This window comes from Deinococcus sp. (assembly GCF_025362455.1).
Lineage (GTDB): Bacteria > Deinococcota > Deinococci > Deinococcales > Deinococcaceae > Deinococcus.
In genome coordinates, this window is record NZ_JANYGJ010000143.1 from 16,122 (window position 1) to 34,035 (window position 17,914).

The following is a 17,914-nucleotide window of genomic DNA, read 5'->3' on the forward strand; positions in this document are numbered from 1 at the left end:
GATCTTTTCCCACTTCCCACACCCCACTTCCCACTACCCTGAAGCATGAACCTCGAACAATACCGCCGCCCCGGAGCGCCCCGGCTCAAACTGTACGCCAGCCTCTATGCCACGCTGGTCCTCAGCGCCGTGCTGGGCGGCAAACGCTCCGGCGACCTGGGCACGCTGGGCACCCTCAGGGCCAGCTCGTTCGCCCGGATCATGTTCATGGATATCGGCATGGTCAGCACGCTGGGCGCCCTGTACCTGGTGCTGGCGGGCAAAACGCCCGTGCGCGTGCCTGCTGCTGTGGCGACCCTGTTCCTGGGCAGCTTCGCGCTGATCCCGGCGCTGGCCTGGGAGGATTATCAGGCGATGGGGAAGGAGGCAGAGGTTCGCTAAGCGTCCTCCGGATACGGCGCCAGGCCCAGCCGCAGCACGTAGCGGCGTGAACCGTTCCGGGCGCGGTACTTCTGCCAAAGCTCGCGCAACTCGGCTTGCAGGGCTTTGGCGTCCGCATTCTCCAGCATCAGATCGTCCAGGGCCAGGTTGTAGACGGCGGGCCGATGCGGCAGCCGGGCATTCAGCGGCTCACCGGGCGCCGAGGCAGGCCGCAGATCGATCTGCCCGCCCACCCGCGTGATCTCGATGCCGTAGCTGGGTGCAAACCCCGCCCGCGCCCGCGCCACGCTGCGGCTGAGCATCCGGGCACTGGGCAGGTCGATGTAGTGGTAGAGGAAGGATTCGTAACTGTCGTAGGCGGTCACCTCATACGGGACGAAGAGAGAGTGCGCGACTAACTGGTAGGTTTTGACCAGTCGCCCGGCGCGCCGGGTTTCGCCGCCGACCACCAGTAGCCCCAGCCGCAGGAGTCGCCGGACATGCACGTAGGCGGTGTTGAGGCTCTGCCCGCTGGCGGTGGCCGCCTCGCCCACACTCAGGTCGCGGCCCAGAAACAGGCTGTAAAAGCCGATTTCGCGTCCGTCGAGCAGCACTTTCGCCCAGCGCGGATCGGTGACGGTCAGCGAGTCGGGCAGGTCCATGTCCGGATCATCAGTGTTTACAGGTTGGTGGCTCACTGGTTGATTATGAGCTGCCCCGATCAAGCGAACGAAGTTCAGGCTAATGACATGAATGACGATCTGCTCGTGCGGCTGGCCCGGCAACAGGAGCGTGTGGAAGACTGGCGAGGCGAGGCCGAGGTGTGGCGACTGCGAACGCGGCGGTCTGGAAAGAGGCCGCGCCCGTCATGGCTGTTGAACGTATGGCGGCGCCTCATCCACAAGCAACCGGAGCACCTATGAACCTCCTGACTGACGCCGACGTGGCCCGTTTCCCCATTTCACTCGCCCTGGAGGCCATCCGCGCCGCGCTGCGCCTGCACGCTTCCGGTCAACTCGACGCCCCGGCCCGGCTGCACGCATCGGGCCTGACTTTCACGGTGGGCGCCAGCCCACAGGCGTTCGGCTTCCGGGTCTACACTACACGGGGCGTTCCCCACGACGATCAACTGGTCGCCGTCTGGGACGAGACTGGGCGGCTGAGTGGCGTCATCGTCGGTGCGGCGCTGGGCGTGCTGCGAACCTCGCTGCTGGGCGCCGTCGCCACCGATCTGCTGGCTCCGGCCACAGCTTCACGGCTGGGCCTGATCGGCAGTGGCGCCCAGGCGCGGACACACGCGCTGGCGGCAACCGAGGTTCGTGAGCTGAGCCAGGTGCTGGTCTATAGCCGCAATGTCCAGCACAGCGAAACCCTGGCTGCCGAACTCCGCGCCCTGGGTCTAAATGCCCGTAGTGAATCCAGCCCGGAGGCCGTCTGCGCGGGGAGCGACCTGCTGACCTTGGCGACGCATAGCGCGGCGCCGGTCATTCAGGCCGGATGGGTGCGGCCCGGCACGCATCTCTGCACCCTGGGGCCACGCGGCCAGGCTGGTCAGGAGTGCCCGCCGGAGCTGCTGGACCGCGCCTCGCTGCTCGTCACCGACAGCCCGGCGCAACTCGCCGAGCAGATGGGCCAGGGCTGGAGCTTGCCGGTGCGTTCGCTGGGCGAATGCCTGCTGACGCCGCCCCGGCGTGAGGCCGACGAGGTGACGCTCTTTTTATCCGCCGGGCTGGCGGGAAGTGAAGTGCTGCTGGGCCGGGCACTTCTGGCACAGGTCTAGCGTTACGGAAGCTGGCGTTACGGAAACAGCCGCCCCCGCGTCTCTGGGCGCATCTGATTGAGCCACCGGAGCGGCAGGGCCAGCTCGCCCACGACGTCTTCAGGGCCGCTCTCCGCCCAGGTGCCGAAGTCGATCTGGCGCAGCGGCCCGGTCAGTTCACCGTTGGCCTGCGCATACGCTTCGAGTTCGCGCCGGGCGGCGTTGAACAGCGTGCCGTTACCGAACTGGGTCTTGGTCATCGGCAGGTAGGCTTCGCGGTGGGCCAGCTCCTGGCGCTCGCTGAGGCCGTCTGGAATGTCCAGCTCGCCCTCGAACGGCACGCAGACTTCCACCGGGCCGTCGCTGGCCTCGGTCACGGGGGCGTGGTAGAGAATCGCCACCGGGCCGAGCTGACGGGCGCCGCCCACCGCCAGGACCTGTGGCAGCGCCAGGCTGGCTCCGCTGACGAAATTGCCCAGGTGCTCAGGGCTCAGCTTCTGGATGGCGTAGAGCAGCCGCCGGGCCTCCACCGGGCGGTGCTGCACACGGGGCGATGGGGGCGCAAACAGGGGAACGGTCATGCGGGCATGCTAGACCATTTCTGTATAGATACTGGTTCTGTATAGATACTGAGCCGGGCAGATACTGAGCCGGGTGCCGGTTACGCCCGCCGGGCTGTGTTAAGCTTCATTCGTCACCGGGGGTGCTTGCGCAGCGCGCAGGCTGAGATCAGACCCTAGGAACCTGACGCGGTTAAGCCCGCCGGAGGGAGCGTGACAGCGGCGCCGCTGTGAATTTACCGTGTGGCCCGCCCATGCCCCTCCCCGTGACAGGGGAGGCCAGATGATAAACACCGTATTACCCGATTTTCTGCCGGAGCTGCTCGGCCCGGCGTTGCAGGCCCGCCGCCGCACGCTGCACGACCATCCGCTGTGGACTGCTACCGAAACTGGAAAGGCCAGCTCGGCGCAGCTCCGCACTTTTGCGCTGCAAGACGGCCTGCTGGTGCAGCACTCCCGCCAGCTCGAGGCCCTGCTGATCGCCCACGCGCCCGACGAGGCGGCCCGCGCCACGCTGCTGACCAAACAGCAGCCCAAGGCCGTCTTCGCCGCCCAGGGCGACATCCGTCACTTCGGCGAGGGTCTGGGCCTGAAGGCCAGCGACTTCGACGATATTGTCCCGCTGGCAGGTTGCGCGGGTCTGAGCGCCACCTATTACTACATGCTGGCCCGCCACGGTTTCCTGGGCCTGCTGACCAGCCTGAGCGTCAGCGAGAGCGTGTTCATCGCCGTCTGTGCGCGAATCACCCCGGCGCTGCAAAGGCACTACGGTTTATCCGATCAGCAGGTCGCCTTCTTTTCGCTGCACGACGGTCTGGAAGAGGGCGTCAACGTGGGCGAGGCCGACCTGCTGCGGCGGCTGGCCCGAACCCCCGAAACCCAGGCCCTGGTGCGCCGGGTCGCGGCCCAGACCTGCGCCGCCGAGGAGCTGTTCTACGACACCGTCTACGCCGCTCGATAACACGGCACAGGCGATGAACACGGCGCGGCGAAACAAGCGAACTAAACGAAACAAGAATAAACGAAATAAGATAGTCGCTCTCTGGCCCGCGCTGGCTCTGGGCCTGGGTGTGCTGGCGCTCTCGGAGGCGGCCTCGCGGCTGGGCTGGGCGCTGCCGAACGTCTGGCCCGCGCCCAGCAGCGTGCTCCGGGCGCTCTACGACAACCCCGACGTCTTGGCCATGCACACCCTGCAAACCCTGCTGGAAACCGGGCTGGGCCTGGCGCTGGCGCTGGTGCTGGGGGTGGCTTTCGCGCTGGCGCTGCGGCGCTCGCAGGCCCTGAGCCGGACGCTGATGCCCTGGCTGATCGTCTCGCAGACCATTCCGACCATCGCGCTCGCACCCCTGCTGCTGGTCTGGATCGGCTTCGGGCTGTGGCCGAAAATCATCATCGTGACGCTGTTCTGCTTCTTCCCCATCACCGTTTCGACGCTGGGCGGCCTGAGAGAGCCCCAGCCGCTGCTCGAAGACCTGTTGCGCAGCTACAACGCTTCCGGGCGCCAGCGAGACGCGCTGCTGAGGTTCCCCGCCGCCCTGCCCGCCTTCTTTTCGGGCCTGCGCCTGGCCGCCAGCTACGCCGTCACCGCCGCCATCGTCGGCGAGTACGTCGGCGGCTACGCCGGGCTGGGCATCTTCATCCAGACCAGCGCCAACGCCCGCGCCCTGCCGCTGGTCTTCGCCGCCATCACCCTCAGCGCCGCGTTGAGCGTGCTGCTGGTCGCTCTGGTCGGCCTGGCCGAACGCGCCGCCCTGCGGGGCCGTCCCCCTGTGACCGAGGAGAACGTATGAACTTCAAGCCTATGAACTTCAAACTGCTGATGACTGCTCTGCTGCTCGGAACCGCCCAGGCTGCCCCCTTGCAAGACGTTTCCCTGGCCCTCGACTGGACGCCCAACGTCAACCATATCGGCGTGTACGTGGCGCAGCAACAGGGCTGGTACGCGCAGGCGGGCGTGAAGCTGCGGATTTTGCCCTACGGCACCGCGTCGCCCGAAGTGCTGGTCACGGCGGGCCGCGCCGATGTGGGCATCTCCGGTTCCGAGAGCGTGACCGCCGCGCAGGTCTCGGCCAATCCGGTGGTGAGCATCGCCGCCATCCTGGGCACCAACACCGCCGCCTTCGCCGTGCTGCAACGGTCCGCCGTCACCCGCCCCCGGCAGCTCGACGGCAAGATCTACGCCGCCTTCGGGGCGCCCTACGAGGCCCCCATCGTCGGGCGGCTGATCCGCAGCGACGGCGGGCAGGGCACCTTCAAAAGCCCGGTGCTGAGTGCCGGTGGCCTGAGCGCGCTGCTGTCTGGCCGCGCCGACTTCATGTGGATTTTCGAGGGCACCGAGGGCGTGGAAGCCCGGCGCCAGGGCACGCCGCTGCGCACCTTCTCGATGACGAAATTCGGCGTGCCCGATTACTACACGCCGGTCTTCGTGGCCGATCCGAAGGGGCTGAACACCACCTCGCCCCGGCTCAGGGCCTTCCTGAAAGCCACCGCACGCGGCTACGAGTACGCCCGCGCCCACCCGAAAGAAGCCGCCGCGCTGATGCTCAGGGCCTTGCCCAAAGGCACCTTTCCCGACCCCGGCGTGCTCACGGACGGGGCCACCTGGCTCAGCACCCACAACGCCTACGCCCGGCCCGGTCAGCCCTGGGGCGTGCAGTCGCTCAAAGTCTGGACCGACTTCCCGGCGTTCTTGCTCAAGAACGGCGCCGTCAAAGACCCGCAGGGTAAAACGGTGACCAAGCTGGAGTATGCAAAGCTGTTTACGAACGAATTGCTCCGCTGAGGGCGTTGATGGAAAAAGCATCGCTATGGCTGAGATCGGCAGGCGACCCGTAACAACCTATCTGTCATCCTGAGTGAAAAGAAGGATCTCGCTGTTCAACGACGAGATTCTTCGCTTTGCTCAGGATGACACTCTTTTTTTACTGCCCACTCCCTACTTCCCATTCTTCCAGCGTCTCCTGTGCCTCTCTGACGTGCAGCTCCTCGATCATGCGGCCCCGCAGGCTGCTCAGGCTGTGGCCTGCGGCGCGGCCCGCTGCCCAGGCATCCAGCAGTTCGCGGGCGGCCTGGGCCTCGGCGGCGCTGACGCCGTAGACGCGGCGGGCGGCCTCCAACTGGGCGGGGTGAATCAGCGTCTTGCCGTCGAAGCCCAGCTCGCGGCCCTGGACGCATTCGGCCTCGAAACCGGCTTCGTCCTGGTAGTCGTTGTACACGCCGTCGAGCACGAATTTGCCGTGGGCGCGGGCGGCCAGCACCATCCGGCTGAGCGAGTAGAGCAGCGGCGTCCGGCCCGGCCCCAGTTTTCCGGTGGACATCGTGCGGGCACGCAGTTCGGCGCTCAGGTCGTTGCTTCCGGCGATCAGTCCGGCGACCCCGTGCTCGGCGGCGAGGTCGGGGGCGGCCAGCACGCCGCGCGGCGTCTCGATCATCAGCCACAGCGGCAGCCCCGGCGCGAAGCTGCGCACGGCGCCGCTCTCCTCGACCTTGGGCAGCACCAGGCCGTCGGGGCGGGCGGCCAGCACGGCGCCCCGGTCCTGGTGTTCCCAGGCGCTGCCGAAACTGTTCAGGCGCACCAGCACCGTCCCCGCGAAGCCCTGCCCCGCGAAGCCCTGGCGCAGCGCGGCGCAGACGTTGTGGCGGGCTCGTTCCTTGTGCTCCGGCGCCACCGCGTCTTCGAGGTCCAGAATAATCAGGTCGGCGCCCAGCGTCCGGGCCTTCTCGATGGCGCGGGGCTTGTCGCCCGGCACGTAGAGCGCGGTGTGTGGGCGCTTCATGTGTGTGGACGGCGCTTCCGGGCCGCACCGGAGGCGAGCAGGAACGGCAGCAGGGCCAACAGGTATCGCCAGCGGTGAAGGGAGCGCATGGCTCAGCATAGCGATCAGTGGAGGTCAGGCGGAGTGGGCGAGTCTGAAGCGTCGCCGTCTGAGTCAATGCCGGGCAGACGCTGGGCGGTGAATTCTGCGGCGATGACGAAGGTTTCCACGAACCAGCCAGTGGACCAGTCGAGTTGCAGGATCAGGGTCGGCGCGGGCTGGCGCGGGTTGCGGGGTCCAAACTTCAGCAGGTTAGGCCGGGTCTGATGGGCTCCTAGCACCTGGCGGTACTTTTCGAGCAAACTCAGCGGGCCGGAGGCGACGGCGCCGACGCCGAACGACCAGTTGGGTGCGTGGTAGACGTGCTCGGCGGGACCATATTCCGCCTCGTCGTGAACGGCCTTCAGGTCGAGTTCGAGCCGGGCGGCGTCGGCGGGCGAAGAGGCGTACATCACCCGGCCATGCTCCTCCTGCCAGCCTCTCAGGCGCGGATGCTCGGCCCTGACCACCGGCAGCACCAGGCCGAAGCTCAGGCTGTGCTCGGCCACTCCGGCGGCAACGATCTGCCAGCGCTCGTTCACGTCCTGGTTGTTCGAGTCGTAGCCGACGAAGGCCAGCTCCAGTTTCAGGTGCCGGTCCGTGCCCCGCGCCGCGTCGAGCGTGGCCCGCACGAACTGATCGTCTATGGCCTGTTCCAGCTCCAGCATTCTCGCCGCGAATTCATCCATATTCAGCTCCCGATGCCTCAGTTTTCACAAAAAAGCCGCCCCCAACTCGGAGGGCGGCACTCGATCCGTGCTCATGGCAGGCGCAGTCGGGGACGGTCCACAAGCGTCCGGGCCAGGCGCTCGACTTCGCGCAGGGTGCTCTCCTCGTCCTCACGGATGCCGTGGCGCTTGAAGCTCAGGGCCAGGCTGTGGGCGTCGCGCCGCAGCAGCGATTGCAGGTTGGGGTTGGTCTTGTCGCTGACCTGGGGGAAATCAATCATCATCACGCTCCCCTCCCACCACAGGAGGTTGTAGGTGCTGTAGTCGCCGTGGACCAGTCCCAGTTTGTGCAGCCGCGCCATGGCTTCCAGCGACTGTCGCCAGGCCGACTGGGCCTCGTCCGGACTCAATCTCGCCTCGCTGAGCCGGGGGGCGGGGGCGTTCTCGTCGCCGATAAAGCGCATCAGCACGGCGGGACTGGACTGCACGTAATCGAAGGGCTCAGGGCCGATCAGCGGTTCGGGCACCGGCAATCCGGCGTTCCAGAGCTGCCACAGCACCATGTACTCGCTGGCGACCCACAGATCTTGCAGGGCAGCGGCGCCGCGTGAGCCGCGTGCGGCAATCGCCTTGTTCACGGCGTCGCTGCTGCGGGCCAGGCCCAGACCGTACTGGCCGGTGTTCTTGAAGCTGCGTGCTGCCACGTCGCGGTAGATTTTGAGGGCGATCAGCCCCTGGTCGCCGCGAGCCTGGTAGACGGTGGCTTCCTTGCCGCTCTTGATCTCGGCCATCACTTCCGTAATGACGCCCAGCATCTCCAGTTGCGCGAACACCGGGTCGACCGTCTCGGCGCCGGAGCCCAGATCGGCCAGCTTGCGTTTGCCCTGCGGCTTACGGCGTTTGCGGGCGAGTTTTTGCTCGGCGTCGGCGTCCTCGTGCTCGAAGGCGCGGCTCAAGCGGCGCTCGGTGTGGGGCGGTTAGTGAGGGAGAAGATTCCTGAAATCGGGTGCAGCATGCTGGCTCCGTAGACTTGCTCTGATCGGGCGGGCGCCGGGAAGAACCACTCCCAGGGCGACATTGACGAAATCGGTTGAAACGCTGATCTTGGTGATGAAGTTGTTTTCGGTCATTTTGCTGCACCTCCTTTCGGTGTTGTCCTTAGCTTAGCAGGTGTGCAGCCTGTGAGGAAGGCGCAGCAGGCGCAGTAAGCCACCATGCTTAGCCTTTTCGGCGCATGAAACTGTCGCGCCTGACCTGTTTGGGCGGGGGAGTGGGGCGGCGGGATGTTGACGAAGGCAGGATGTCTGGGCACTCGGCAGCTTGATTCCTGTCGCCCTGAGATGAGCGAAGTGCTCCATCCGCCAGACCCTTCGGCAAGCTCAGGGTGACAGACCCCAGGGAGATTGCCTTGATTTGGACGTCCTCAGCCTCCTTCGCCGTCACGTTGTCCAGACAAAAACCCCCGAACCTGTCCAGGCCGGGGGCGATGTTCAAATCTGAGATCAGCTTGCGCTCACTTCAGCGTCTTGCTGATGGCCGCGTTGCTGTAAAAGTCGCTGGCTTTCGCCTTGCTGTCCACCTTGCCCTGCTTTTGCAGGTAGGCCACCGCCTTGCTCCAGGCGGCGGGGTCGCTGTAGCCCAGGCCGCTTTGCCGCGTGGCCGCGCTCTGCATCAACGGAAGGCTGGCCTGGAGCACGCCCAGAGAGCCGCCGCCCGAACCGAAGTCCTTGATCCCGATCTTGAACGCCTGGGCCGGGTCGCCGATGGTGAAGCGCAGCGCCCGCTGCGAGGCCCGCACGACCTTCTTGGCGAGGTCGCTGCCCAGGGTCTTCTCGGTGGTGATCAGACCCACGCCGACCATCGGATACGCCTTGGTCACGTCGAGGGCGTTCACCGGCACGCCCGCCGCCTTGAGGTTCACCACCTCGTTGTTGACGTAGCCGACTGCCGCGTCCACCCGGCCACTTCTCACCGCGTCGAGCTGGGTAAAGCCGATGGAGGCGAGCTTGATGTCGCTCTCCTGGAGCCCCGCCGAGTCGAGCAGGGCGCTCAGGGCGAAATATGACTGGCCGAAGGTGCCGGGAATGCCCACGACCCTGCCTCTCAGGTCGCTCACCGTGCGGATATTTTTGCTGCCCAGGCTGAAGACCGTCACCGGCACCTGCTGGTACATGGCCATGATGTACTTGACCGGCTGGCCCGCTGCCCGCGTAAAAATGGCGTCTTCCGGGTCGCCGACGATGAAGTCGAGCTTGCCCTGAAGCAGCAGCGGCATCAGCTCGGAGACGTAGCCGTGCTGGTACTCGACGCTGAGGCCCTCGGCCCTGAAGTAGTTCAGGCGCTGGGCCACGTAAAACGGCGTGAACTGCACGTTGGGGATATACCCCAGCCCGATGCGCACGGTGCGCGGCGCGGTCTGGGCCTGGGCGGTGCTGGTAGAGGGGGCGGCAGCGAGCAGCGCAGTGCTCAGCAAAACCGCCAGACGAATGGTCTGGTGTTTCCTTGACATGATCTGTACCGGCCTGCACGGGTGGCAGGTCGGCTTCCTCCTTCTTTCATCCGGACTGTGCCCACCAGTTCACTGGCGGGAGGACCGTCGGCTCTGGAATTTCACCAGATCGGGCCGGGGCGGTGGTGCAGTCTGCCTCAGCTTCGCGGGCTGGGCTCAGACGTTCGTGCCTGAGCGGTTACCGCCGGTAGGGAATTTCGCCCTGCCCCGAAGGATGGCTTGCGCCGGGTTCACTATATCGCCGGGTCTGCATGACGATCGGGACGTTGGACTGAATGCCCACGCTCGTTCTGTGCCTATCTTCCCCGTGCCTACTTCCCTGTGCCTATCTCTCTGTGCCTACTTCTCTGGGCTCGGTCTAAACACGAAAGCTGGCAGGTGCCCGCCCTTTTCTGCCAGGATGCGGCCATGAGCATCCTCAAGTTCGTGGGCCGGGCCGCGCTGGCCTCCATTTTCGTGCAGGGCGGTCTGAGTGCGCTGCGCGACCCCCGGCAACGTGCCCGGCTGGTCGAGCGGGCCGGGCTGCCTGCCCCGGAGCTGCTGACCCAGATCAACGGCGGCGTCATGGCCGCGTCGGGGGCGATGGTCGCCCTGGGCGTGCTGCCGCGCACCAGTGCCCTGGCCCTGCTGGCCACGATGGTGCCCACCACCATTGTCGGCCACCCGTTCTGGCAACTTCAAGGCGCCGAGCGCCAGGGCCAGATGCTGCATTTCGCCAAAAACGTCGCCATGATGGGCGGCTTGCTGCTGGTCGTCGCCGACAGCGGTAACGGGTAGCGCCGAACAAGTCTAGCTTTTGCGGCACGTTTATGTAAGCCGCCTGACTTTTCCTGCCGGTGTGTCCGCCGCTGTCAGTTCAGTGTGAGACGTAAACCTTAGGCTGAGGTCAAAGGTCGGCGCACAGGTGCTGATCGCTCACGGCCAGCCGACCCACGCGGCCACTCCAGGCCAGCACGGCGGCAGTGCTGAGGCCCAGGCAGGAAAAGGAAGAACGATGAACAGACAGCTCAAGACCCGGCGCCTCGCTCAGCTCGCAGGCGCGGCCCTGCTGGTAGCGGGCCTGATCCAGCCCGCTCAGGCGCGTAGCCTGCAAGACATCCGCGCCGAAGGGGTACTGCACGTCGGCAGCATCAACCTGCCGCCGTTCGTGTACCAGGCGGGCGGCAAGTATGTGGGCTTTGAGGCCGAGCTGATTACCCTGCTGGCGGCGGAGCTGAACCTGAATGTCGAGTTCTCCGATATTCAGATTGACAACACGGTGGCGAGCCTGGCGAACGGCAAGATCGACGTGATGGTCGGCGGCCAGACCATCACCAGCACCCAGGGACGCAACGCGGACTTCACCCAGCCGTACCTGTGCCTGGGCGTGTCGGTGGTGGCCCGCGACCCGGCCATTCAGACCCGGCTCGATCTGGAAAACAAGACCATCGGCGTCATCTCCGGCAGCACGGTCCAGAGCTACGTGCAGAAACTGCCCTTCGCCAAAAAGACCAACGTGTACACCAACACCAACGACCTGACGCTGGCCCTGGCCGACGGACAGATCGACGCGACCCTGGTGTACGGGATGATGGCCCCGGCGCTTGCCAAGATGTACCCCAAGCTCAAGGTCTCGTTCGGCCCGACGCAGTGGAGCGTGCCCGTCGGCGCCAAACTGCCCGTCGATCAGGGCGCCCTGCGCCTGGCCCTGAACGGTCGCCTGGCGAGAGTCATGCGCGACGGGCGCTTCGAGAAGCTCAGCACCAAGTATTTCGGTGCCGACCTGCGCTGCAAAAGCTGAAGTGCCCAAAACGAGAAGCGTCCCCCGGCCAGTTCGGGCGGGGGACGCTGGTTTGACGATCTATTTGGCCTATTTGGCTATGTTGGACTATTTGGCTTTGTCGGATGCCTGCTGGCCCTGGGCGTCGAGCGCCGCGAAGTCCTCGTCGCTCAGCTCTATAGTGGCCGCCGCCACGTTCTCTTCCAGGTGCCTCACCTTACCGGTGCCGGGAATCGGCAGCATCACCGGGCTACGCCTGAGCACCCAGGCCAGGGCCAGTTGCGAGGGCGTGGCGCCGTACTTGCTGCTCAGGTCGTCGAGAATGCTGCCGGGTCTGGCCAGGTCGCCCGCCGCCAGCGGAAACCAGGGAATGAAGCCGATATTCTGCTGCGTACAGTAATCGAGCACCGCCTCTGACTGGCGGGTGACCAGGTTGTACATGTTCTGCACGGTGGTCACTTCAAACACCTGCTGCGCGGCTTTGATCTCTTCCACGTTGACTTCCGAGAGTCCCAGGTGGCGAATCAGGCCCTCCTGCTGCATCTGTTTCATGATCCCGAACTGCTCGCCTCGCGGCACCTTGGCGTCGATGCGGTGAAGCTGCCACAGCGGAATCTGATCCATCTTCAGGCGGCGCAGGCTCATCTGCACGCACTGGCGCAGGTATTCCGGGCGGCCCACCGCCGCCCACTGGTCCGGCCCCTGGCGGGTGTTGGCCCCTTTGGTGGCAATCACGCTGCCCCGGTTGTACGGAAAGAGCGCCTCGGCCAGCAGGTCTTCGGAAACGTCCGGGCCGTAGGCGTCGGCGGTGTCGATGAAATCGACTTCGAGTTCCGGCAGCCGCCTGAGCACCCGCAGGGCCTCGCCCCTGTCTTCGGGCTCGCCCCAGACGCCCTTGCCGGTGACGCGCATGGCGCCGAAGCCCAGGCGGTTGACGCTGAGGTCGCCGCCGATCTTGAAGGTGCCGCTGGCTGCTGCGCTGAGGGTCTTGCTGGACGTGCTACTGGAGGTGGTCATGGTCATACTTCTAACCCCATAGCTGGTGGGCAACCGTGCGCGGGCCGCAGGGTAAAGACCTCGTAAAGTCCCTGTGGTGTGCCGATAAAGCTGCCGGGCAGGCTGTAGACGGCGCCCTGGCGCCCTCTTACCCCTTGACCGCTCCGCTGCTCAGGCCCTGGATGTAGTAGCGCATCAGAAAGCTGAACAGCAGCAGCAGCGGCACCGCCGAGAGCAGGTACGAGGCCATCAGGGCGCCGTAGTTGGGCGCCGCGCTGCTGGACGCGCCGCCGCCCTGGAAGGCCACCAGCGCCACCGGCAGGGTGCGGTGCGCCTCGTCGAGCACCAGCGAGGGCAGCAGGTAGTCGTTCCAGACGGGAATCAGCCGGATAATCGCCACGCTGACGAGCACCGGGGCGCTCATCGGCACCACGATGCGGGTCAGCGTTTGCAGGGCGCTGGCGCCGTCGATGCGGGCCGCCTCCAGAACGTCGCGTGGCAGGGCCTCGAAGGCGGTCCGCAGCACCAGGATGCAAAACGCCTGCCCGGCGGCCACCGTGGGCAAAATCAGATCCAGGTCGTTGCTCGGCAGCGGCAGCGCCTTGATCTGGAGGTACAGCGGAATCAGCGTCAGGAAGTCGGGGATCAGCAGCAGGGCGAAGATCAAGGCAAACAAAACATGCCGCCCCGGAAAGTCCATCAGCGCGAAGGCGTAGGCGCTCAACGTCGCGAGCACCAGGGTCAGAATCACGCTGGCGCCGGTGATGATCACCGAATGCAGCATCGGCCCATTGATCTGCCCCCAGGCCACCGCGAAATTCTCGGGGTGCAGCTCTAGGGGCACATTCAGCAGGTTGGCGGCGTACTGGGTGGGGTTTTTAAGCGAGTTGACCAGCGTGAAGTACAGCGGAAAGAGCCCCAGCAGGCCCAGCAGCAGCAGCACCGCCTGGCGTGAGAGCTCGGCGAGCGTCCGGCCCGCGCCGCCCCCCAGTCCCGGTCCCGGTCCCCGCTCAGCCTGGTGCCGCTCCCGCCCGGTTCGCCCGAAGGTTTGCCCGCTCACAGCCGGGCTCCCTGGCTCAGTCGGCCCAGCCGCTGCGAGAGCAGGGTCAGCACCACCACCACGATCAGCAGCATCACGGCGATGCTCATGGCGTAGCCGTACTGGCCGAATTTCACGGCGGTCTGGTACATCAGCAGGGCCGGGACGGTGGTGGCGTTGCCGGGGCCGCCCCCGGTCAGCACCAGCGGCGAGATGAAATACTGGACGTTGCCGATGATCGCCAGCAGCCCTATAAGCCGGAGCTGCGGCCCCAGCAGCGGCAGATCGATGGTCCAGATTCGCCGCCAGCCGGTGGCGCCGTCGAGCCGGGCGGCCTCGATGACCTCGCCGGGAATGTTTTGCAAGCCCGCGTAGAGCAGCAGCAGATTGAAGGCGTCGATGTAGGGAAAGCCCAGGAAGATCAGGCTCAGCAGCGCGGTGTGCGGGTCGCTGAGCCACTCGCGTTGCAGGCCGCCCAGGTGCAGCGTTCCGAGGAGCTGGTTGATCAGCCCGTCACTGCGGTAAAAGCTGCCCCAGACCAGCAGCAGCACCAGCGACGGAATCACGATGGGCACGATGAACAGGGTCCGGTAGGCGTACTGGCGCCTCGGCCCGCGCAGATGAAAGATCAGCTCGGCCACCAGCAGCGGCGGAATAACCGCCAGCCCCAGCCCCAGCCCCACCCACAGCGCCGAATTGAGGCTGGCCTGGCCCATCGCCGGGTCGGTCACGGCCTGCCGGAAGTTCTCCAGGCCGGTGAAGTTGGGGGTGTTCAGGCCGTCCCAGTCGGTAAAGGCGCGCGTCAGGGCGATGTAGGCCGGGTAGTAGGCGTACCAGGCCAGCAGCAGCACGGTGGGCAGCACGAACAGGTAGGCCAGGCCACCGCGCCGCAAGCGGGCGAGCAGGCCACGGCGCGCGGCGGGAGGCAGGGCAGGTGCGGGGGCAGTCATGGCGTCTCCGGTACGGCAAGCAACCGGGACGCCACAGGTGCAGGGCGTCCCGGTCCGGAATTTAGAAGTGAGTGACCCACGGCCAGGTGTGGCTGAGGGTGGTCAGCAGAAATACGCTGGGATTCACGGCAAGCCTCCGCTTACTTGACCTTGCTCAGATCGACCTTGTTTTTGCGGGCGTAGTCCTGAGCGGCGCGGTCCAGCACCGTTTGCGCCTGGGCTTTGGCCTGGTCGAGCGTGATGTTGCCCGACAGGTACAGCCCGAAGATCTTTTGCATATCGCCCCAGCCGAGGTTGGGCGAGGCGTTGCCGACCCCGATGGCGCGGTTGGGCTGGCTGATCTGCTGCTTTAAGGCCGCGCTGTCGAAATTCGCGGCGAACTGCGCTTTGGTGCCGGGCCAGCTCGGCACGTAGCTGCCGTTTTCAGCCACGATCTTCTGGAGGTTGCCCGGCGTGCCGAAGTAGCGCATCCAGTCGATCACGGCGGCCAGTTTATCGGGCGTCATGGTTTTGTTGGCCCGGTTCGTGCTCACCGCGTACTGAAACGAGCCGGTGCCGCTGTAGGCGTTGCCGGTGTAGGCCCCCGTCGCGCCGGGCGTGGCGGCGGCGCTGAGCTGGGGAAAGTTGAAGCTGCCGATGGGGAACTTGATTCCGGCGTCTTTCATCTCGCGGGCCTTGTAGCTGCCCTCGTAGAGCATGGCTTCCTTGCCGCCCACGAAATCCTGAAAGGCGTCGTAGTTCTTGGCCGGGTCGGCGGTCAGGTAGTCCTTGGGCCAGGTGTCAGTAAACTGCTTGAAGGCGGGCCACCACGACAAAAAGCGCGGGTCCTTGGGCGTCAGCAGACCCCGCTGGATGGCGACGGCCTCGTCGAAGGGCGACTGGCCCGGCGCGCCGTCGTAGCCGGTGAGCTTGGCGTAGTCCTTGCTGTACAGGTCGGTCATGAAGTGGTGGCTCCACCAGGGGTAGGCGGGCACGGCATGCATCGGCACGATACCAGCGGCCTTGAGCTTCCTGGCCGCCGCGAGCAGTTCCGGCCAGGTGCTCGGCTCCTTGGTCAGCCCAGCTTTCTTGAACAGATCCTTGTTGTAGAAGACGGTGTAGGCCACCTGATCGCCGCTGAGCGCGTAGACGGCTCCGCCCGGCGCGGTGGTCTCGGCCAGCACCGTCTTGTTCATCACGTCCTGCCAGGCTTTGTTGCCGGGAATATATGGGTTGGGCTGCTTGAAGTAGGGCGCCAGGTCGGTGGCGACGCCTTTGGGCAGGGTGCTGTTGAGGCTGGTCACCTGCGCCCAGTAGATATCGAACAGCTCACCTGCCGCCGCCTTGACGCGCACCATCGTGTCGTTGTCGGGCACCGGGGTCGCCGAGAACTTGATCTGAATGCCGGGATTGGCTTTCTGGTAGGCGTCGGCGAGTTGCTGAAAAGCCTTGAGCGGCACCTTTTGCCCCGGATAGTTGGGCGTGTAGTCCTGCACGTACATGGTGACGGTGCCTTTCCAGGGACCGGGCGCGGCGAGCGAGGCAGACGTGGTGAGCAGCAGGGACAGCGCAAGTATAGGTTTCATGTAGGGCTCCTGGAAGATGTGTGTGAGCAAGGTGCTGAGCACAGCGGGCCTTAATCTACCCGCCCGGTCCCCGCCCAAGGGTATGACTTGGGACGAATTCAAGAAGGTCTAAAGTGTGGTTGTCTGGGTGGTCGTCTGGGTGGTTGTCTGGAATGTGGAGCGCTGGCCCTGGGGCGGCCTGGCCGCGCTGCCGCAACCGATCCCGACACTATCAATACTGAAAAGACCCCGCCGTAGACGGGGAATTTCTGCTCTGGTGCGGATGCCCAGACTTGAACTGGGGACCTCACGCTTATCAGGCGTGCGCTCTAACCAACTGAGCTACACCCGCACGGGCGGTGGGTAGCTTAGCAGCGGCCCTGTGGACTGTCAAGAACCGTTACAATCCAACAATCCATCCACGCGCTCAGGTCGTGTACTCGGCGTTGATGCGCACGTACTCGGCGCTGAGGTCGCAGCCCCAGGCTTCGCCGCGCTCGCTGCCCGCCGCCAGGTCGATGCCGAAGACCACTTCCTCCGCGTTCATGGCTGCCGACACCGCCGCCGCGTCGTAGTCTAGCGGCCCGGCGTGAAAGACCGGCACGCCCTGCACCTCGACCCGCAAGTTGTCGAGGTTCAACCTGGCGCCGCTGCGGCCCAGCGCGGCGATGACCCGGCCCCAGTTGGGATCGCGGCCATGCACCGCACTTTTGAGCAGCGCACTCCCGGCGCAGGTGCGGGCCGCGAGTTGGGCGTCGTCGGCGCTGAGCGCCCCGGTCACACGCACGGTCAGCAGCGTGCTGGCGCCCTCTCCGTCGCGGGCAATCTCGCGGGCCAGTTCACGCATCAGGTCTTCGAGCACGGCCAGAAATTCGGCAGTATCGGCAGCTCCGGCCTGGCCATTGCACAGCACGGCGGTCATGTCGTTGGTGGAGGTGTCGCCGTCCACGGTCACGGCGTTGAAAGTCCGCGCCACGATGCCGGGAAAGGCGGCCCGGAGCGCGAGCTGGTCCACCGCCGCGTCGCTGTAGACGAACGAGAACATGGTCGCCATATCCGGGTGGATCATGCCGCTGCCCTTGGCCACCCCCACCAGGCGTGCGCCGCCGCTCAGCTCACGGGCGAGCAGCTTGGGCCGGGTGTCGGTGGTCATGATCGCCTGGGCGTGGGGGTCGGCTGCCGTCTGTAACCCGTCGGCCAGGCGCCTCACCCCGGCCCGCACCTTCTCCATCGGCAGGCGGTGCCCGATGACGCCCGTGGAGGCGGTCAGCACACTGTCTGGACTGAGCTGGAAGGTGTCCGCCGTCAATGTGCTCAGCTCCAGGTCATCAGTGACGCCGCCCGCCCCGGTGGCCGCGTTGGCATTGCCCGCGTTGACCACGATGGCCCGCAGCGGCAGCCCCGCCGCGTAGAGCTGCCGGGCACGCCGCACGCTGGCGGCGGCGGCGGCGCTGCGCGTACCCGCGAAGGCCCAGGCGCAGGGCGTTCCGGACAGTACGGCGCTCAGGTCGGTCTTGCCGCTGGGTTTGATTCCGGCCTGGAGCGCGGCGGTCTGAAAATCTTGGGGGAGGGGAGTGGTCATGCACAGGAGTCTAGAGGCTGGGCCGCCCGAACGGAACGGCGTGAGGCGGCGAAGGGTGCAACTCAGAAATGGGGGATGATGGGCCATGGAGCCGACAACAGCAGGATGGAGAGTTCAGGCGGACGAAGCGTACCAGGAACTGATCGCTGAGTTGGAGACCCAGATTCGGCCCGGTGCCAGCGTGGGCGAGATCGAACGGGTGCTGCGTTCAGCACATGTGCCGTTTCTGCGTGATCTGTTTCAGGTCATCGTCAGCCAGGAAGAGCAGCAGCACCCAAAAAAAACTTGACGGCTGGCACACCAACGGTTTGCGGCGCAAATTGGTTCGTCATCA

Annotated in this window: 19 protein-coding genes, 1 tRNA gene and 2 riboswitches; of the genes, 8 read left to right on the forward strand and 12 right to left on the reverse strand. The window is 66.0% G+C overall.

Annotated elements, in window-relative coordinates; translation table 11 throughout:
- The first annotated feature begins 45 nt into the window (after window positions 1–45).
- Entirely contained in the window at window positions 46–381 is a 336-nt protein-coding gene (locus Q0R23_RS11380) for a hypothetical protein (RefSeq protein ID WP_293913123.1), read from the forward strand.
- Here the strand turns inward: Q0R23_RS11380 and Q0R23_RS11385 are convergent.
- A complete protein-coding gene (locus Q0R23_RS11385) occupies window positions 378–1,058 on the reverse strand; it encodes a hypothetical protein (RefSeq protein WP_293913125.1) in 681 nt (226 codons plus the stop codon). The two genes, Q0R23_RS11380 and Q0R23_RS11385, sit on opposite strands and share 4 nt — an antisense overlap.
- Window positions 1,059–1,279: 221 nt before the next feature.
- Here Q0R23_RS11385 and Q0R23_RS11390 point away from each other — a divergent pair, with 221 nt between their 5' ends.
- A complete protein-coding gene (locus Q0R23_RS11390; RefSeq protein WP_293913127.1) occupies window positions 1,280–2,140 on the forward strand; it encodes a hypothetical protein in 861 nt (286 codons plus the stop codon).
- Between the two features lie 17 nt (window positions 2,141–2,157).
- Here the strand turns inward: Q0R23_RS11390 and Q0R23_RS11395 are convergent, their stop codons facing one another.
- Window positions 2,158–2,700, reverse strand: a complete 543-nt coding sequence (locus tag Q0R23_RS11395) for a hypothetical protein (RefSeq protein ID WP_293913129.1) — start codon at window positions 2,698–2,700, stop codon at window positions 2,158–2,160.
- Between the two features lie 108 nt (window positions 2,701–2,808).
- A riboswitch (TPP riboswitch) is annotated at window positions 2,809–2,908 on the forward strand.
- 54 nt (window positions 2,909–2,962) lie between these two features.
- On the opposite strand from Q0R23_RS11395, the gene Q0R23_RS11400 reads away from it, so the two are divergent.
- The 3 genes from Q0R23_RS11400 (at window position 2,963) to Q0R23_RS11410 (ending at window position 5,461) form a co-directional block, all read left to right on the forward strand.
- Complete coding sequence (locus Q0R23_RS11400) at window positions 2,963–3,640, forward strand: iron-containing redox enzyme family protein (protein WP_293913131.1); 678 nt, start codon at window positions 2,963–2,965, stop codon at window positions 3,638–3,640.
- A 109-nt stretch (window positions 3,641–3,749) separates the two neighbouring features.
- Window positions 3,750–4,469, forward strand: a complete 720-nt coding sequence (locus Q0R23_RS11405) for an ABC transporter permease (RefSeq protein WP_293913133.1) — start codon at window positions 3,750–3,752, stop codon at window positions 4,467–4,469.
- A complete protein-coding gene (locus Q0R23_RS11410) occupies window positions 4,466–5,461 on the forward strand; it encodes an ABC transporter substrate-binding protein (protein WP_293913135.1) in 996 nt (331 codons plus the stop codon). The genes Q0R23_RS11405 and Q0R23_RS11410 overlap by 4 nt, the downstream gene beginning before the upstream one ends.
- Before the next feature lie 139 nt (window positions 5,462–5,600).
- Here Q0R23_RS11410 and Q0R23_RS11415 read toward each other — a convergent pair whose 3' ends face one another.
- The 4 genes from Q0R23_RS11415 to Q0R23_RS11430 all read right to left on the reverse strand — a co-directional run bounded on the left by Q0R23_RS11415 (window position 5,601) and on the right by Q0R23_RS11430 (window position 9,710).
- The gene (locus tag Q0R23_RS11415; protein ID WP_293913137.1) at window positions 5,601–6,455 is read right to left on the reverse strand and encodes a CoA ester lyase; all 855 of its coding nucleotides are present in this window, start codon (window positions 6,453–6,455) and stop codon (window positions 5,601–5,603) included.
- Window positions 6,456–6,559: 104 nt separating this feature from the next.
- Window positions 6,560–7,222 (reverse strand): hypothetical protein, encoded by a 663-nt coding sequence (locus tag Q0R23_RS11420; protein ID WP_293913139.1) that lies wholly within the window; start codon window positions 7,220–7,222, stop codon window positions 6,560–6,562.
- A gap of 71 nt (window positions 7,223–7,293) precedes the next feature.
- Entirely contained in the window at window positions 7,294–8,157 is an 864-nt protein-coding gene (locus tag Q0R23_RS11425; RefSeq protein ID WP_293913141.1) for an RIO1 family regulatory kinase/ATPase, read from the reverse strand.
- 557 nt (window positions 8,158–8,714) lie between these two features.
- Window positions 8,715–9,710 carry an ABC transporter substrate-binding protein gene (locus Q0R23_RS11430; protein ID WP_293913143.1) on the reverse strand — a complete coding sequence of 332 codons (996 nt, stop codon included), beginning with the start codon at window positions 9,708–9,710 and terminating at the stop codon, window positions 8,715–8,717.
- A gap of 34 nt (window positions 9,711–9,744) precedes the next feature.
- Window positions 9,745–9,929, reverse strand: a riboswitch (FMN riboswitch).
- Window positions 9,930–10,118: 189 nt separating this feature from the next.
- On the opposite strand from Q0R23_RS11430, the gene Q0R23_RS11435 reads away from it, so the two are divergent.
- Together Q0R23_RS11435 and Q0R23_RS11440 are read left to right on the forward strand one after the other, a co-directional pair.
- The gene (locus Q0R23_RS11435) at window positions 10,119–10,487 is read left to right on the forward strand and encodes a DoxX family protein (RefSeq protein WP_293913145.1); all 369 of its coding nucleotides are present in this window, start codon (window positions 10,119–10,121) and stop codon (window positions 10,485–10,487) included.
- Window positions 10,488–10,704: 217 nt separating this feature from the next.
- On the forward strand, window positions 10,705–11,490 hold the full coding sequence (locus Q0R23_RS11440) for an ABC transporter substrate-binding protein (protein ID WP_293913147.1): 786 nt from the start codon (window positions 10,705–10,707) through the stop codon (window positions 11,488–11,490).
- Window positions 11,491–11,577: 87 nt separating this feature from the next.
- On the opposite strand, the gene Q0R23_RS11445 is transcribed toward Q0R23_RS11440, so the two are convergent.
- The 6 genes from Q0R23_RS11445 to argJ all read right to left on the reverse strand — a co-directional run bounded on the left by Q0R23_RS11445 (window position 11,578) and on the right by argJ (window position 17,580).
- The gene (locus Q0R23_RS11445; protein WP_293913149.1) at window positions 11,578–12,486 is read right to left on the reverse strand and encodes an aldo/keto reductase; all 909 of its coding nucleotides are present in this window, start codon (window positions 12,484–12,486) and stop codon (window positions 11,578–11,580) included.
- A 127-nt stretch (window positions 12,487–12,613) separates the two neighbouring features.
- Window positions 12,614–13,525: a carbohydrate ABC transporter permease gene (locus Q0R23_RS11450; RefSeq protein WP_293913151.1), complete on the reverse strand. Its 912-nt coding sequence runs from the start codon at window positions 13,523–13,525 to the stop codon at window positions 12,614–12,616.
- Complete coding sequence (locus Q0R23_RS11455) at window positions 13,522–14,454, reverse strand: sugar ABC transporter permease (protein ID WP_293913153.1); 933 nt, start codon at window positions 14,452–14,454, stop codon at window positions 13,522–13,524. Before Q0R23_RS11455 ends, Q0R23_RS11450 begins: the two co-directional genes overlap by 4 nt.
- A gap of 140 nt (window positions 14,455–14,594) precedes the next feature.
- A complete protein-coding gene (locus Q0R23_RS11460) occupies window positions 14,595–16,019 on the reverse strand; it encodes an extracellular solute-binding protein (RefSeq protein WP_293913155.1) in 1,425 nt (474 codons plus the stop codon).
- A gap of 254 nt (window positions 16,020–16,273) precedes the next feature.
- Window positions 16,274–16,350, reverse strand: a tRNA-Ile gene (locus tag Q0R23_RS11465).
- Between the two features lie 75 nt (window positions 16,351–16,425).
- A complete protein-coding gene (argJ, locus tag Q0R23_RS11470; protein WP_293913157.1) occupies window positions 16,426–17,580 on the reverse strand; it encodes a bifunctional glutamate N-acetyltransferase/amino-acid acetyltransferase ArgJ in 1,155 nt (384 codons plus the stop codon).
- A gap of 85 nt (window positions 17,581–17,665) precedes the next feature.
- Between argJ and Q0R23_RS11475 the strand changes: the two genes are divergently transcribed.
- Window positions 17,666–17,869, forward strand: a complete 204-nt coding sequence (locus tag Q0R23_RS11475; protein ID WP_293910604.1) for a hypothetical protein — start codon at window positions 17,666–17,668, stop codon at window positions 17,867–17,869.
- The last annotated feature ends 45 nt before the right edge of the window (window positions 17,870–17,914 follow it).